The organism is Pacificimonas sp. ICDLI1SI03 (assembly GCF_054740865.1).
On record NZ_JBSQAU010000001.1, the window covers coordinates 2,419,315 to 2,431,390 of the forward strand.

The 12,076-nt window shown below is 61.5% G+C and carries 14 protein-coding genes, 2 tRNA genes and 1 pseudogene; 11 read left to right on the forward strand and 6 right to left on the reverse strand.

Annotated elements, in window-relative coordinates:
* Nucleotides 1-3: 3 nt before the first annotated feature.
* Nucleotides 4-639, reverse strand: coding sequence for a response regulator transcription factor (locus ACSMXM_RS11800; protein WP_460316284.1), 636 nt, complete (start codon nucleotides 637-639; stop codon nucleotides 4-6).
* Nucleotides 640-962: 323 nt separating this feature from the next.
* On the opposite strand from ACSMXM_RS11800, the gene ACSMXM_RS11805 reads away from it, so the two are divergent.
* From ACSMXM_RS11805 to ACSMXM_RS11825, 5 genes are all read left to right on the forward strand, one after another.
* Nucleotides 963-1,601, forward strand: a complete 639-nt coding sequence (locus tag ACSMXM_RS11805; protein ID WP_460316285.1) for a response regulator transcription factor — start codon at nucleotides 963-965, stop codon at nucleotides 1,599-1,601.
* Nucleotides 1,602-1,794: 193 nt separating this feature from the next.
* On the forward strand, nucleotides 1,795-1,974 hold the full coding sequence (locus tag ACSMXM_RS11810; protein ID WP_460316286.1) for a hypothetical protein: 180 nt from the start codon (nucleotides 1,795-1,797) through the stop codon (nucleotides 1,972-1,974).
* Between the two features lie 23 nt (nucleotides 1,975-1,997).
* A complete protein-coding gene (locus ACSMXM_RS11815; protein WP_460316287.1) occupies nucleotides 1,998-2,681 on the forward strand; it encodes a lasso peptide biosynthesis B2 protein in 684 nt (227 codons plus the stop codon).
* 92 nt (nucleotides 2,682-2,773) lie between these two features.
* Nucleotides 2,774-3,040 (forward strand): hypothetical protein, encoded by a 267-nt coding sequence (locus ACSMXM_RS11820; protein ID WP_460316288.1) that lies wholly within the window; start codon nucleotides 2,774-2,776, stop codon nucleotides 3,038-3,040.
* A 63-nt stretch (nucleotides 3,041-3,103) separates the two neighbouring features.
* Nucleotides 3,104-4,342 (forward strand): asparagine synthase-related protein, encoded by a 1,239-nt coding sequence (locus ACSMXM_RS11825; RefSeq protein ID WP_460316289.1) that lies wholly within the window; start codon nucleotides 3,104-3,106, stop codon nucleotides 4,340-4,342.
* 205 nt (nucleotides 4,343-4,547) lie between these two features.
* On the opposite strand, the gene ACSMXM_RS11830 is transcribed toward ACSMXM_RS11825, so the two are convergent.
* The 4 genes from ACSMXM_RS11830 to ACSMXM_RS11845 all read right to left on the reverse strand — a co-directional run bounded on the left by ACSMXM_RS11830 (nucleotide 4,548) and on the right by ACSMXM_RS11845 (nucleotide 6,521).
* Nucleotides 4,548-4,622, reverse strand: a tRNA-Glu gene (locus ACSMXM_RS11830).
* A 130-nt stretch (nucleotides 4,623-4,752) separates the two neighbouring features.
* Nucleotides 4,753-5,280 carry an LptA/OstA family protein gene (locus tag ACSMXM_RS11835; RefSeq protein ID WP_460316290.1) on the reverse strand — a complete coding sequence of 176 codons (528 nt, stop codon included), beginning with the start codon at nucleotides 5,278-5,280 and terminating at the stop codon, nucleotides 4,753-4,755.
* A complete protein-coding gene (locus ACSMXM_RS11840) occupies nucleotides 5,280-5,906 on the reverse strand; it encodes an LPS export ABC transporter periplasmic protein LptC (RefSeq protein WP_460316292.1) in 627 nt (208 codons plus the stop codon). The genes ACSMXM_RS11835 and ACSMXM_RS11840 overlap by 1 nt, the downstream gene beginning before the upstream one ends.
* A gap of 168 nt (nucleotides 5,907-6,074) precedes the next feature.
* Nucleotides 6,075-6,521: a DUF2244 domain-containing protein gene (locus ACSMXM_RS11845; protein ID WP_460316294.1), complete on the reverse strand. Its 447-nt coding sequence runs from the start codon at nucleotides 6,519-6,521 to the stop codon at nucleotides 6,075-6,077.
* Nucleotides 6,522-6,570: 49 nt separating this feature from the next.
* Between ACSMXM_RS11845 and nth the strand changes: the two genes are divergently transcribed.
* The 6 genes and pseudogenes from nth to ACSMXM_RS11875 all read left to right on the forward strand — a co-directional run bounded on the left by nth (nucleotide 6,571) and on the right by ACSMXM_RS11875 (nucleotide 10,117).
* Nucleotides 6,571-7,209 carry an endonuclease III gene (nth, locus tag ACSMXM_RS11850; protein WP_460316437.1) on the forward strand — a complete coding sequence of 213 codons (639 nt, stop codon included), beginning with the start codon at nucleotides 6,571-6,573 and terminating at the stop codon, nucleotides 7,207-7,209.
* Nucleotides 7,210-7,269: 60 nt separating this feature from the next.
* A complete protein-coding gene (locus ACSMXM_RS11855; protein WP_460316439.1) occupies nucleotides 7,270-7,779 on the forward strand; it encodes a hypothetical protein in 510 nt (169 codons plus the stop codon).
* 105 nt (nucleotides 7,780-7,884) lie between these two features.
* Nucleotides 7,885-7,961 (forward strand) — tRNA-Arg (locus ACSMXM_RS11860).
* 257 nt (nucleotides 7,962-8,218) lie between these two features.
* A pseudogene (locus ACSMXM_RS11865) lies at nucleotides 8,219-8,752 on the forward strand (IS5 family transposase); the annotation flags it as partial.
* 128 nt (nucleotides 8,753-8,880) lie between these two features.
* A complete protein-coding gene (locus ACSMXM_RS11870; RefSeq protein ID WP_460316295.1) occupies nucleotides 8,881-9,531 on the forward strand; it encodes a PEP-CTERM sorting domain-containing protein in 651 nt (216 codons plus the stop codon).
* A 253-nt stretch (nucleotides 9,532-9,784) separates the two neighbouring features.
* A complete protein-coding gene (locus ACSMXM_RS11875; protein WP_460316296.1) occupies nucleotides 9,785-10,117 on the forward strand; it encodes a hypothetical protein in 333 nt (110 codons plus the stop codon).
* Nucleotides 10,118-10,430: 313 nt separating this feature from the next.
* Here ACSMXM_RS11875 and ACSMXM_RS11880 read toward each other — a convergent pair whose 3' ends face one another.
* Nucleotides 10,431-12,005 (reverse strand): ATP-binding cassette domain-containing protein, encoded by a 1,575-nt coding sequence (locus ACSMXM_RS11880; protein WP_460316298.1) that lies wholly within the window; start codon nucleotides 12,003-12,005, stop codon nucleotides 10,431-10,433.
* Between the last annotated feature and the right edge of the window lie 71 nt (nucleotides 12,006-12,076).

Consider the following 12,076-nt stretch of genomic DNA (forward strand, 5'->3'; position numbering starts at 1 on the left):
GCTTCAGAAATCAGTAAGGGGCAGCAGTCCTGCGGCCTCGCCGATCTCCATCGCTCTATAAATATCCGGGGCGCCAATCCGCTCCTGCACCCGGGCGCGCATGCGGCGAACCTCCAGCTCCGACATGTCCAGACGCTGGCAAAGTTCGGGCGTGTCCATGCCACTGATCAACCCGCGCAGCAGCAGGAATTGTCCGGCCGACAGCCGCGCGATCCCCTCCTTGGCTTGCGCGGCCCGGCTGGAGCATGTGCCTTTCCCCAGCATTTCGAATGCGTCTTCTATGGCTCCCAGCAGCATGTCTTCGGCAAAGGGCTTCTCCAGAAGCTTGAACGGACCGATCCCGGGTGCCAGGCGGATGGTCCACGCGCTGCTGGCGGCAGTCATCAGGATAACCGGCATGGGCCTTTTGCGTGCAGCCAGATCGCGCATGACCTCAAAGCCGCCGGCACCGGGCATCATCAGGTCGAGAAGAAGACAGCCGTCGGAGAGTTCATCAAGCGCCTCGATAAAGGCTTCCCCCCTTTCGAATGCATGATTTTTGATAGACATAGTATCCAGCAGGAATGCGGTAGAATCGCGTACACCGGGATCATCGTCTACCAAATAGACTATCTGATTATTTTCGCGCCTGATATTCAAATCGTTTCCACTCCGATCGATAATCCGGACAGGCCGCTATTCCGGGAGCGTCGCCCTGACCTGTAACCTGGATTAAGGCGTTGATACAAGAGATGGATCAGAACCTTGCTCCATCTGGTAAAATTCACAATGACAAGTAAAAGCTAATTTGGGTGTATGACGAACTTATCCCTGTTCGTTTTATACGATATTATATGCCTAAAGCGTGGTCGTTTGTTCCGGTCTCTCCCTCCATCAAACGCAAGGTCCTTTGTGTTTTCAGTCTTGAGCTATGCGCCCCGTCAAGTTAGCAAATTTCCCATGGATGTTACTGTAACTCGCCCGTGAACCCGGCGTTCCCGACGAACGTCTATATCGTGGACGACGATGCGGAGGTCCGCCGCTCCTCATGGTTCATGCTGTCCGAGGCGGGCTTCGAGCCTCGGGGGTTCATGAGCGGCGCCGATTTCCTCGACGAACTTGACGATCTGCCCACCGGGGTCGTGCTGCTCGACCTCAACATGCCGGATGTAAACGGGTTTGACGTACTGAAGGCCATGGCTGCCCCGCAGTCGATGCCGGTGATCGTTGTGACCGGCTTTGGCGATGTCTCGCGCGCCGTACGCGCGATGAAACTCGGCGCCACCGACTTCATCGAAAAGCCCTATGACGACGCGGAAATGATCGATCTGATCAACGCGGCAATCGAAGCCCATAAGGATGTAGAGGAAGATCGCAGGCGTCGCTTGGCGGCGCGCCAAAAGCTGTCGGAGTTGACCGATCGTGAGCGCGAAGTGCTGGACCTGCTTCTGGCGGGTCTGCCCAACAAACTGGTCGCCCACCGCCTGCAACTGAGCCTGCGCACGGTCGAAATGCACCGTGCCAACATGATGAGCCGCCTCGGTGCGCCCAGCTTTGCGGCGGCCATGCGCCTGGCCCTCTCCGCCGGCCGGGAACCTCCGGTCCTGGAAAGCTGGGGCTGAGGCCAAGGAACAGGCCGGCCGCACCAAAGGAGGGGAGGGGCCTTCTGTGCCAGACCGCCCTTAGGGAAGGGGATGTTTGCAGGTTTCAGCGCAAGATACGCAAATAAATCTGCTCCGAACCGTCAGTATAGTTTGACTCGACAAATATTTTTATACGTCGTACGCTTTTGGTATCTCGGAGGGAGATTTGACGATGCTGAAATTTTTTGGAATTGGCCGCCGAAACAAGACGCCGACTACAGATGCCGTCGCAGAACTGGCGCTGGACATAGGCTCGGTCGCATCCCTGACCGGCCATAGTGGCTCGGGGCAGATCGAAGACGGCGGCAGCATTACCAATTACACGCGCAAGGATCCCGGCACGAGCGGCTGATATTTGGGTCTGCGTGCGCGATCATGACGACAATTTGGCCGCCCTTGCTGGCGCGCCACATCCGGTGGGCGGACGTTGATGGGCTGATCGTGGTCCTGGATGCCAAGGCCGGTCGCTACCTCGCGCTTCCGCCGGAAACAGGTGAGCTTTGGCGTCTGATGTTCATGACGGATCACGGCCCGCCTTCGATCGGTCCCCCGGACCAATCCCGTCGCATGGAACGTCTGGGTGAACAGTTGAAGACGATCGGATGGCTAAAGGGCGCCGATGATCCACCGGTGCGTCCGCGCCGCCTCGCTCTTCCCTGCCGCAGTCCGTTGTTCTGCCTGATCTCTGCCTTTGCCCTGCTGCGTTTTGCAGGGTTTCAGGCTGCCCTTGGCTGGGCCGAACGTTCCGCGGCGCGGCCCGATGAGGGGGCACGCGCGGGTCTGCAGCGCTGTCTGGCGCGCTTTACCAGGGCGGAGGCGTTCATCCCTCATGGGCGCGGCATGCTTGACTGTCTGCCGCGCAGCCTGGCGCTGTTCGGATATTTGCGCGCGCATCATCTGCCAGCGACCTTCATCATTGGCGTCAAACGCTTTCCATTCCAGGCGCATGCCTGGGTCGAGGTCGATGGGCAGGCGCTCCTTCAATCCGAACCGGTCGCGAGGAGCGAGGATGCCCGCGAAGGGGGGCAGAACTTCTTCACGATGCTCACCATCGCCTGATCGTGCGGCGCCTGCGCATAATCCCTGATCGCCGCTTCAGCAGCTTTGCCCTCGACCAGCCTCGCTGCCTCTGCGTCCATGTCATTGGCTATATGGGCACCCCATCAGGGCCGCGCAGCGGTCCGGAGGCTGCTCAAGACATCGCCGACCGCTATCTTGCGCGGGGTTCGTCATTCTCTTCGGGCCTGCCCGGTGCCTGGGCGGCTGTGATCGAGGACGGTGCATCTGGCCGGATCGTGCTGGCTCAGGACCCATTGGGGATCGAGACTATCTATTTTCGAAAAGAGGCAGGGGAATTGATCGTCGCGGCGGAGGCCCTTCCTCTCGTGGCAGGTTCCCCTCCAGACGCGGTGTGCTAGGAATATTTCGCTGACCTATTCGCCTTCGGGACGCCGAACCGTGCCCTGACGCCGTTTCGCGACGTGCGCAGGCTCGCTCATGGTGAGACGATCCTGGTCGATGGCGCAGGCGAACATCGCCAGACCCCATGGCATCCCGAAACTGCCCTGCCGGCGGGCAGCGCAAATGATCTTGCCGACCGGCTGCGGCAGCTTGTCGACGAGGCGGTCGCCAGTGCCGTGGGTTCTGGCGACAGCGCGCTGTGCGAGCTTTCAGGCGGCCTAGATTCCAGCACGGTGTTCATGGCGGCCGACCGCCGCTGCGAAAACCTGCAGGCACTGACGACCGTTTCATCGGTCGCGACCGCTGCCGAGGACGAGGATTTCGCGCGGATCGCGGTCGAGGCCACCGGCCGCCCGTGGCACCGCATCGATCTTGACCAGGCCCCCTTGTGCAGCCTCGCCCCCTTCGGTCGGGCCAGCGAACCTGACGGCGAAATGCGTGGGGCGGTGCAGGCGGCCTATGCATCGGTCGTGCGCGAAACGTCACCGGATGTGGTGCTGACAGGGGCGGCGGGCGATATCGTCTTTGGCTATGGCGGGCTTGTTCCGGCGCATCTTGCCGACCCGATTGGCAAGGGCCGACCGGTTGCAGCCTGGCGCAATGCCCGCCGCTGGTCGCGTAATCTCGACGGCGCGCGTTCGGCATTTTCGCTGATCCGGCAAACGTCGCTGCCGCTGTGGAAGGCCTATCGCGTGGGGGCCTCGCTCGTGCACCGCGGCGCGCAGCCTGCATGGCTCAGCCAGGCATTTGCCAGCCGCTATCGATTTGCCGGCCGTCGCCGCGCGCGGGCCGCGCCGACGGTGGACCGCATCGGCCAGCAATATTTATGGGATCTGATCTACGAGCTTGCCGGTCAGGCGCAGCCGTCTTTCCGTCGCCACCTGTCCGCACCCAGCCGCCATCCCCTCCTCCATCTTCCACTTGTGGAGTTCATGCTGGCCCTGCCGCCGGACCTGCGGGCCGTGGGGGCCGACGACCGGCGGCTCCAGCGGCAGGCGTTACGCGATCGACTGCCGGAGGCGATCCGCACCCGCTACACAAAGGGTACGTCGCAGGAACGCAGCGAGCGTGACCTGATGAAATCCGAACCCTGGTGGCGCGCGATGACGGATGATCCCCGCCTGGTGTCCAGGGGATGGGTGGACCCCGTCGCGTGGCGTCGAACGATTGAGGGGGTGCGCCTCGGCATCTACGACGGCTCGCTGAACCTGGAAGCGGCGATGATAGCGGAACTATGGTTGCGACGCCTGGAAGAATAGCGCCATCAACCCCATTGCCAGGCATGAACCCCGCATGGGGCATTTGGCGCGTCCCATCCCGGCGACGCTGATGCTCTTATGCCTGCAGGCTTATGGAATGCGCGATTCGGTCGTGGTTCTGACCTGTCGTTACATCTGCAAGTGAGGCGCTGGGGGGGAGCCACAGAATCACGCGCGCCGACGTAAAGGACTGAAAAGCCTGAAATGGTGACCCCTACGGGACTCGAACCCGTGTTTCAGCCGTGAAAGGGCCGCGTCCTAACCACTAGACGAAGGGGCCACGCGCATGTTTGCCATGCGGGGTGTCGCTCAGCAGAACGAACGGGCCGTCAATTAGGCGGGGATGACGGACGGGTCAAGCGCGGCGTCGGCCCTGTTGTGCGTTGTGCCGCGCACAGTGTCGCATGTCCTCAGGGATTGGTGACATTGCTGGGCGTGAAGCTGCCTGTAACGCGGCCGCCTTCGCCACTCTCGGCATTGACGGCGGCGTCGAACGTCGACCTGCCGCTGCCCAGATCGATGATCAGGCGCTGGCCGCGCAGCACGTCGGACCCGCGTGTCAGGACGACGTCGCCGATCATCGTGATCTGCTCGCCCGGAACGTCGTAAAGGGCGCTTTGCGCGCGCGCGGTCTCGGCGGGGGTTCTGACCGTGACACCGCCATCCGCGTCCAGCCGGTCGACCTGAATGCGGTCGGCGCCGTCATTATAGAATACGCGAATCCGTTCTGCATCCAGGTCCAGGGATCCTTGCGTTACGTGGACATCGCCGGAAATGATCGCCTGGCTTTCCGCCTCCCGCACCTCGATCCGACCGGCGTCGAAATCGATGGGTGCGCTGCTGTCATGATTCCGCATCGACGCCCCCGGTATTTCCTGAGCGGCGGCGGCGGCAACGGCAAGCGCCGCCAGTGCGGCGAGGCCAAGGGCGGTCTTCATCAGGGGTCGATCCTCATCTTCACATTGCCGGTCAGCACAAGTGTCCGGTCGTTCATATCCGCTTCCAGCGTATCGGCGGCAAAGGTGCCCAGCGGGTTGGCGCCCAGTATCCGCCCGTCGCCGATAATCTGGCGGCTGGGAATGTCCACGGCAACGTCGCTCGTCACCAGGCGGTACCCATCGGCACGCCTGACCCTGACCGGGCCTGCCACCACCAGGCGCTCCGCGTCCATGTCGTAAATGCCGCGCGGCGCGGTGACCGTCGCCAGGCCCTCTTCCATGTCCATCCGGGCGCTCAGATCCTCCAGCACGACGCGGGGGTCGGCGCTCGATTGCTGCACGCCCGATTGCGCGCGAATGGCAAAGGGCCGGCCAAAGGAATCCTCCCCCCGGTACAGCGCACCGCCCAGCCGCATGCGGTCGCCCGCCATGTCGACGCGGTCTTTTGACAGGACGAATGAGAATTCGCGGTCCTGCGTCATGGGCCAGATCAGGCCGATCGCCAGGATCACCGCGGCCGCGACCGGAAAACCGCGCTTTCCGAGTGCGACAAGGCGGTCGCGACCGGACCCGGGCAGGGCCCAGGCGCGGCGCGTGCGTTGCAATTGATCGGCGGCGGCGGTCATGCCGCGCTATCACCACAAATCCACGCCCGGCGAAAGCTCCCGAAAGTTCCGCGACGCTCGCTCAGCCCTCCTTGCGCGCAGACACGCATCAACCGCTGCGCGCAGACGCGCATCCACCGCTGTGCGCAGGCGCGCATCCGCCCACGCGATTCGCGTGCGGCGCCTCGCCTAGCCGAGTGCCCGTTGCAATTCGCGGTACACCTCCGCCCGCTCCCGCAGGTTCAGGTGGCGGCCGATCAGCAGGCGCCTGCCACGATGCGTCAGCCACAGGCGGCTGACCGGCGGGCTGGGCCGCTCCAGCTCCACGCGCGTCCATTGGCGCGGCAGAGTGTAGCTTTGGCTGTTTCCGCCGGCACCGACGCGCTCCACGCGGATCTCGCGTTCCGACAGGCAGATGCGTTCGAACGCCTTCGACCCGCGCGCGCTGGCGTGAAATGCCCATATCAGCAGCGACAGGTCGATGATCAGAAAGGGCAGGATCATCCAGGCACCCAGGAACCAGAACCTTGCCGCCGCAATCGCCATTACAAGCGCGGTGACGCCCAGCACGATCAGCGCCTGCCGATAATTCAGCGGTGGCGGCGGGCGCAGAATAAGGTCCAGCGTGGCGGTCATGGCGGCTGCATCTTACATCGCCGCCGCGCAGTCGATAAGGCCCGGCGGCATGAAGCCGCAGGATGTCCGCACTTTTTTCGCCGCACTGGCCGCGGAGCGCCCGGACCCGAAGACCGAACTCGACTTCGTCAACGACTATACGCTGCTGGTTGCGGTCGTGCTTTCCGCGCAGGCGACCGATGCCGGCGTCAATCGCGCCACCGCCAATCTGTTCGCAGAGGTGCAGGACCCCGCCGCCATGGTCGCCTTGGGAGAGGAGGGGCTGAAACGGCATATCCGCACGATCGGCCTTTATAATTCAAAGGCGAAGAACGTCATCGCTTTGTCTGAAATCCTGCTGGCCGAACATGACGGCCTGGTCCCGCGCACCCGCGCAGAGCTTGAGGCTTTGCCCGGCGTCGGCCGGAAAACCGCCAATGTGGTCCTGAACGAGGCGTTCGGAGAGGCGACACTGGCGGTCGACACCCATGTGTTTCGCGTCGCCAACCGCACGGGCCTCGCACCCGGAAAAACGGTTGAGGCGGTGGAAACCAGGCTGATGCAAGTTGTACCGCAGGATTATCTGCTGGGCGCGCATCATTGGCTCATTCTGCACGGCCGACACCTGTGCAAGGCACGAAAACCGGAATGTTATCGGTGTCCGGTCGTCGATATCTGTGCTTTTGACGCAAAAAACATGGAATCCTGATCTGTGTTCAGTGACTATTCACGCCCGGGTGCATAAGACAAAGCGAGTCACTTGCGTGACGTGTTGCGTATCAGTACCCATCGCGCCCTGTCGGAGTTTGGACGGGGCGCGGTGCGGTCGCCGCCCTGGGGTGCCGCCGATATGTCCAGAATTGCCCTTTTCGCCCTTCTCCCGCTCGCGGGTCTATCTGTCTCCTCGTGCGCGGATCCCCGCGCGGAAGAGCCGCTGGATGCCCTTATTCCGGTCGCCGACGTCGCACCCGAAAATTGTGTCGCGATCCAGCGCGTGCGGCGAACCCATGTCCTTTCTGACTATGTCATCGACTTCGAAATGGCGGGCGGCGAGATCTGGCGCAACGAACTGCCGAACAGATGCCCCGGCCTGGGGTTCGAGGAAAGTTTCAGCTACACGACGTCACTCAGTCAGATTTGCTCGACCGATATAATCCGCGTCGTCAGGCAGGGTGGCGGCAATATGCCCGGCGCCTCCTGCGGCCTGGGTCAATTCCGCAAAATGACCCCCGCCCCTGACGCCGCCACCAACGCTGACGCCGACGCTGCCGAAGAATGATCGCCGCCTAAGGCGACGCACGGGCCCACGCCCAGAAGCACCTGCCCCAGCAGCGCGATTACCGACTGGCGGCCCCGCCCGCGCTTTGCTAATGCCCCACCCACAGCACCCGTAGCTCAGCTGGATAGAGCGCTGCCCTCCGAAGGCAGAGGTCACTGGTTCGAATCCAGTCGGGTGCACCATTTCCTTTTCGGGTTGTCGAGCCGCACGAAAAGCGGCCCGGCCTGACAGGCGAAGCGCCTCTATATGGCAAGTAAGGCGCCTCTGATAGATACTGAGCGTTCGACGACGGGACTTTGCCCAATTTTGTGGATTTTCGTGCCCCCCTTTTCACTTGGAAAAGAGATGGCATCTCTCACAGCCTGACCGAAAAAGAAGTTGGGTGATATCAGCATGATGTGATTCAAGCCGGTGTTGCAACACATCGACGGAGGATCCCATGTGGACCGATACCACCCGCAAGCAGTGTGCCCGAAGCGAGCAGCGCTTGCCAAGCGATTTGACGGATGCGGAATGGGCGGTTCTGGAGCCGCTTCTGCCACCACGCGCTTCTCAAGGCCGTCCCACCGCGCTGGAGTTACCGGCAGATCGTCGAAGCTCTTTTATATCTGCTTCGCGGCGGCCTTCCCTGGCGGATGCTGCCGCCCGTCCTATTCCCACCGATGACGACGCTGCAGCATTACTTCTATCGTTGGCGTGACGCAGGACTGTGGTCGTCGATCAACCACGCGCTGCTGATGCTGGCGCGAGAGCAGATGAACAAGGAGGCCAGCCGAAGCGCCGTGTCATCGACAGCCAGAGCGTCAAGACCACCGAGAACGGCGGTCCGAACGGCTATGACGCTGGCAAGAAGATGAAGGGCAGAAAACGACACATCATCACCGATACGCAGGGGCTGCTGGTCGGAGCTATCGTGCATCCTGCTGACGCCCAGGACCGGGATGGTGCACCTGATGTTCTGGCCGCTAGCGTGAAAGTGTCGGAATTATTAACATCATAAACGCGCTGCCTTGGCCGATCATTGAATTTGCGAGATAAATCGCCATGGCATGCTCCTTGCTTAATCGACCTTGTTCCCAATTTTTTATCAAGGCAGGTTAAATGAAATTCCGATCACTGGTCTTATCCGCTGTCGCTCTACTCGCCACGCCCGCCGCTGCGACCACTCTCTATGTCGATGGCGGACAGTCGATTGAAGGCGACTGCACATTCGCCTGTGCCCTCCGGTACCAACAGGCTTACTCCTCCGATCTCTTCGGTTCGGCGCCCATCCTGATCTCAAGCATTGATTTCTTTGCATCGAGATCCGTGTCTTTCGATGGCCGGACATTCGTCATGCGTATCGGTACCCAAGCCAATGCCGTGAACAATCTCAGCACGGACCTCTCCGACAATCTTTCAAACGACGTGGTTTTCGACACCGTCAGCGACTTTGGGTTCGTTGAAGCAGGAGATCAGTACGGTTTCGATGGAGCCTTCCTCTACGACCCCTCGGCCGGTGATCTCATCATCGACATCCTCCGGACCGAAGGAGGCCAGGTCAGCATGTTCAACCGCTTTAATTCGGCAGCTGGCGATACCTTCAGCAGAGCCCTCAATTTCCAAACTGACGGTACAGGCTATACAACTGACCGATATGGCCTCGTAACGCAGTTCGGCTTTGAGGCCGCAGACGTCCCGGAACCCGCAGCCTTTATGATCTTCGGATTGGGTTTGGCCGCTCTTGGCGCCTCGCGAATGCGCAGGCGCTAACACGGCCTCGCCCCGCCGTTGAAGCAGGCTGGGACCAGGTAACGCAAAAGGGCGGTTCCAGCCGAGTCTGGAATCGCCCTTCTTTTCTAAGCCCCGGGCAGACTCCTTTTTGCTGATTAATTCGGAGGCTCTTTCAAACTTGGAAGAAAGGGAAAGAGCATCTTCGAGATTGTTCTCGAGAGACGGTATAGTTCGGCTCAGTTCAATCCGATGACGACAGCATAAGTTCGGGGTTCGAGACAATTTCCCACAGGTGACCGCCGGGATTCCCGAAATAGCCGGCGTAGCCACCGTAGAATATTGGCGTTGGGTCGCTGACGGCTTCGGCGTCGACGCGGCGAGTTTTTTCTACGATTTGACCGACCTCGCTGCGGACGAGAACATCATGACCAATTGTGAAGACGGTCGAGATCGACTGCTTCGGCAGACCGGTGTCATGGACAATATCATTCTGCGCTCAGATCGACCCGCCAAGACCAGCCGTCTCGTCCAAGTGTCTCGAAAGGGGCGGCCGAAAGTTTCTGCATCATCACTCCGCAAGTTTGGGAATGCGTTTGCCTTTCGTGCGGCTCGTGAGGTGAATTAATCGGCAGCGGTCGCAGCGGTAAGTTCGGAGCTGCAAGCCAGAGCGCCGGACGACGACGAGCGCCTCCTCCTCCGATCGGTAGGAGAACTTATTCAAACAGACGCTCAATCTGGTTCGCACGCGACTAGCCTATCAAATCGCGCATCCATTGGTCGCGTACGAACCTGGGAAAGCCAGACTGTGTGGGTTGGGGATCGTGAGTGATATCGTCTTGAAAGCGGCCGTTCACTAGCTGAGATTGATCCCTCGGAACGCACCTTATGCTCACCTCAAGTCAACGACGACGCTGGCGCGCATAGTCGCTGATCCGCTATCAAAGGTCGATGCGACTTGTGACCCCAATCGTTTGGAGGAACTTTTCGTCATGGCTCACGACAAGCAGTGCGCCATCATAGGCCCTGAGCGCCGTCTCAAGTTCATTCAGCGCATCCAGGTCGAGATGGTTGGTCGGCTCATCGAGGATGAGTAATGGCGGCGGTGTGGCGCCGCCAAGCGCGACGGCCAGCGCCGCGCGCAACGTCTCTCCACCGCTGAGCCGGTCCACCCGACGCTCGGCTGCCGCCGCGCGGAAACCGAAACGTGCAAGAGCCGCGCGGCGGCCATTGTCGTCCACGTCCGGATTATGGCGCGCATGGTTTGCCAGGATCGTCTTCTCGCCGTCGAGCAGCGTCATGCGTTGGTCGAAATATGCAGCCTTTGCGTACCGCCGTACAGTGCCCGACCAAGGCGTAATATGCCCCGCCGCAAGCGCCAGCAAGGTTGACTTGCCGGCCCCGTTCGCTCCGGATACCGCAACCCGCTCCCGCCCCGCGATCAAAAGGTTCTGATCAGCAAGGATCGGCTTGTCCGCGACATGACCGAAGTGGACGCCCCGCAGCTCGAGCACACGCTGTCCCGAGGCAAGGCCACTGGAGGCAAGCGTGATCGACCAGGGCTCGACGCGTTCTACGCGCTCGCGCGCTTCAGCGAGCGAAGTTAGGGCGTCGTTTCGCTGACGCTCCGCAAGGCGGGCATTGTCGCCACCGCTGTTCTCAGCGCGGTTGGCGCGCGCGCCCATCAGGATCTTCGGCATGTCGCCGCGTGCACTCTTGCGGGCGCCGGCGGCATCACGTCGCTGCTGGCGCTCGCGTGTCTGCTGCGCGCGGCGCTTAACTTCATTCAGGTGACGCTGCGCGACCGCGGCGTCGTGCTCTGCTGCAGCGAGTTCAACTGCTTTGCGCTCGCTAAAGGCGCTGAAGTTCCCGCCGTAGCGCGCCGCCCCCAAGGTGGTCAGTTCGACAATAGCATCCATGACCTCAAGCAATTCACGATCATGGCTCACCACGATTGCCCCCGCCCGCCAACCGCCCAGCAGGTTGCGAACGATGGCGCGTCCCTCCGCGTCCAGGTCGTTAGTAGGCTCGTCGAGCAATAAGAAGTCTGGCCGAACAAATATGGCCCCGGCAAGAGCCGCGCGGGTGCGTTGCCCACCCGATAAGGCAATAAGCGGAGTCTCGAGGGGGACCTCGAGCTCCACCGATGCCAAAGCCGCCTCGGCTTCGGCTTCCAGGGTCCAGTCAACTTCCGCAAGGTCCTCAAGTGTTGCTGTACCAGCTTCGGCGCGACGAAGCCTCGCAAGATCGCCACCAATGCCGAGCAGGTCTGCGACCCGCTCTTCCGAGTTTACCTGCACGATCTGACGCATGGTTCCGATCACACCCATGCGAGAAACGCGACCCCGGTCGGGCTCGATCTTGCCTGCGATCATACGCAGCAACGTGCTCTTCCCCACGCCATTGCGGCCGACAAGTCCCACGCGCTCACGCACGAAATCAATTGAAAGATCGGAGAAGAGGAGATGTCCGTCCGGTGTAGACCAGGTGACATCTGCAAGAGAAAGCGAAGACACGGATAGATGAACTCCCAACAGGCAAAACGACGTGGCGCTGTAAGGGGCATCCGATCACATAGGGCTTCTAT

Bases quoted from the DNA above. Each gene is read 5' to 3' on its own strand.
- ACSMXM_RS11870 (WP_460316295.1), top strand. From the start codon at position 8,881: ATGAAATTCCGATCACTGGTCTTATCCGCTGTCGCTCTACTCGCCACG.
- ACSMXM_RS11815 (WP_460316287.1), top strand. From the start codon at position 1,998: ATGACGACAATTTGGCCGCCCTTGCTGGCGCGCCACATCCGGTGGGCG.
- nth (WP_460316437.1), top strand. From the start codon at position 6,571: ATGAAGCCGCAGGATGTCCGCACTTTTTTCGCCGCACTGGCCGCGGAG.
- ACSMXM_RS11810 (WP_460316286.1), top strand. From the start codon at position 1,795: ATGCTGAAATTTTTTGGAATTGGCCGCCGAAACAAGACGCCGACTACA.
- ACSMXM_RS11845 (WP_460316294.1), bottom strand. From the start codon at position 6,521: ATGACCGCCACGCTGGACCTTATTCTGCGCCCGCCGCCACCGCTGAAT.
- ACSMXM_RS11840 (WP_460316292.1), bottom strand. From the start codon at position 5,906: ATGACCGCCGCCGCCGATCAATTGCAACGCACGCGCCGCGCCTGGGCC.
- ACSMXM_RS11835 (WP_460316290.1), bottom strand. From the start codon at position 5,280: ATGAAGACCGCCCTTGGCCTCGCCGCACTGGCGGCGCTTGCCGTTGCC.
- ACSMXM_RS11820 (WP_460316288.1), top strand. From the start codon at position 2,774: ATGGGCACCCCATCAGGGCCGCGCAGCGGTCCGGAGGCTGCTCAAGAC.